General features: G+C 60.4%; 1 protein-coding gene. It reads right to left on the reverse strand.

The annotated features are described in order from the left end of the window. Positions 1-18: 18 nt before the first annotated feature. Positions 19-1,347, reverse strand: a complete 1,329-nt coding sequence (locus MKD50_RS30320; RefSeq protein WP_115678651.1) for an IS4 family transposase — start codon at positions 1,345-1,347, stop codon at positions 19-21. Positions 1,348-1,474: the final 127 nt, after the last annotated feature.

The raw sequence follows: 1,474 nt of genomic DNA on the forward strand, positions 1-1,474 counted from the left end.
CATTTCCTTATACGGAAGTCATGACTCTTCCCTCAGTGTTTGAATAGTGAGCGCGGCGTCCATGGTTCGCTGCATGCCGATCCAGATCGTCTTGGCGCCGGGCTCGCCATCGTTCTTCCGCCCAAGGAACCCGCCCAGGGAAGCAACCAACCGAATCATCTGATTGAGTGTGACCGGTGTCTTCGGGCGAGCTTTCTTGGAGAGCACGTATGCCCCCCGAATCTCGTCGGCATCGAAGAACAGCGACGCATCCAGATCCGGACAGGTTCTGCCCAACCGCATCAGGCGGGCAATGCGCCATGCCACCACCATATACAACGCCAAGGCCCGCTCCACACGATCCATGTGCGATAGCTGTAGCGCCTCGACCTTGCAGCCGGTCTTCAGGACATGGAAGAACATCTCGATCTCCCACCTTGCCCGATACCATTCAACAAGTTCGTTGACCGCATCAGCGTCCTGCGCTTCTCGGTTCGTCACCAATCGCCAAACCACTGGCTTGACGCCTGCGGGCGCTTCGATCTCCCTTGCCGCCACACAGGTGAACTCCGCTCCGACCAGACCCGGCAGCTTCATACGCTGGGCGCGTAGTTCCTGTTTGACCTCGCGCGCCTTCTGGCCTGCTCGCCCTGGCAAGATAAAGGTGATTTCCCCGAGTACCGGGCTGGCGTCGACGCTATCCCACAACTTGCCGCCCTCGGCCAGGTTGCGGTTGTGTTGGCTGCGGATCAACCAGTCGGCCGGTTGGCCAAGTTCCTGGGCGCGCGCCATCAACTCGGCAATATCACCCTCGCGGTCTGTCACATACACCAGCCGTGTCTGCGGCAATAGCGCGGCTTGCTCCGCAACCCGTTCATATCCTTCAATCCAGCGTACGCTTTCCTTGATCCCGCCCCGGTTGCCATCGGCGTCCTTGGGCTCCCGAGCCCACATCCAGGCATCGATCACCCCCAGCGGCTCGCGGTCAGGCGTCACCGCGTAGGTCGGATGCAAAAACATGCCCCGCTGGGCTTCATAGGTCAACGGACCCAGCCCGTCGATCTCCTGGCCATTAAAGTTCAATTCGGTTGTATCAGCGATGCACAGCACCACCGGAAACTGCGCGGCCCTCGCTGCAGTGCGCTCCCAATGCGGCTGCATTACGTCCCGCCAATCGATCTGCTCATTGCCGAGAAACCGATATGCCGCGATGGTTTGCGACCAGTCATCGCATGCGCCGGGGATGCTCGCCGTCGGCAGAGCCGCAAACCGCTTGAGCAGCTCCTTGGCGCGCCGATCCCGCCGCGGATCACCAAGATCCAGACTCTCGAATTCCTCGTCCACCCATGCCCCCGACTCGTTGCTCATTGCTGCGCGAAAATCCGAGAGTAAACGCGAGTCTGGCGAAGTTAACAACCCCCTTACCTCGAAATTCCCGGGACTTCAAGCTCCAAGCCTCGCCGCGGAGACGGTCCTACTTCCGTATAAGGGGATG

This window comes from Cupriavidus mimosae, assembly GCF_023952485.1.
GTDB lineage: Bacteria > Pseudomonadota > Gammaproteobacteria > Burkholderiales > Burkholderiaceae > Cupriavidus > Cupriavidus taiwanensis_C.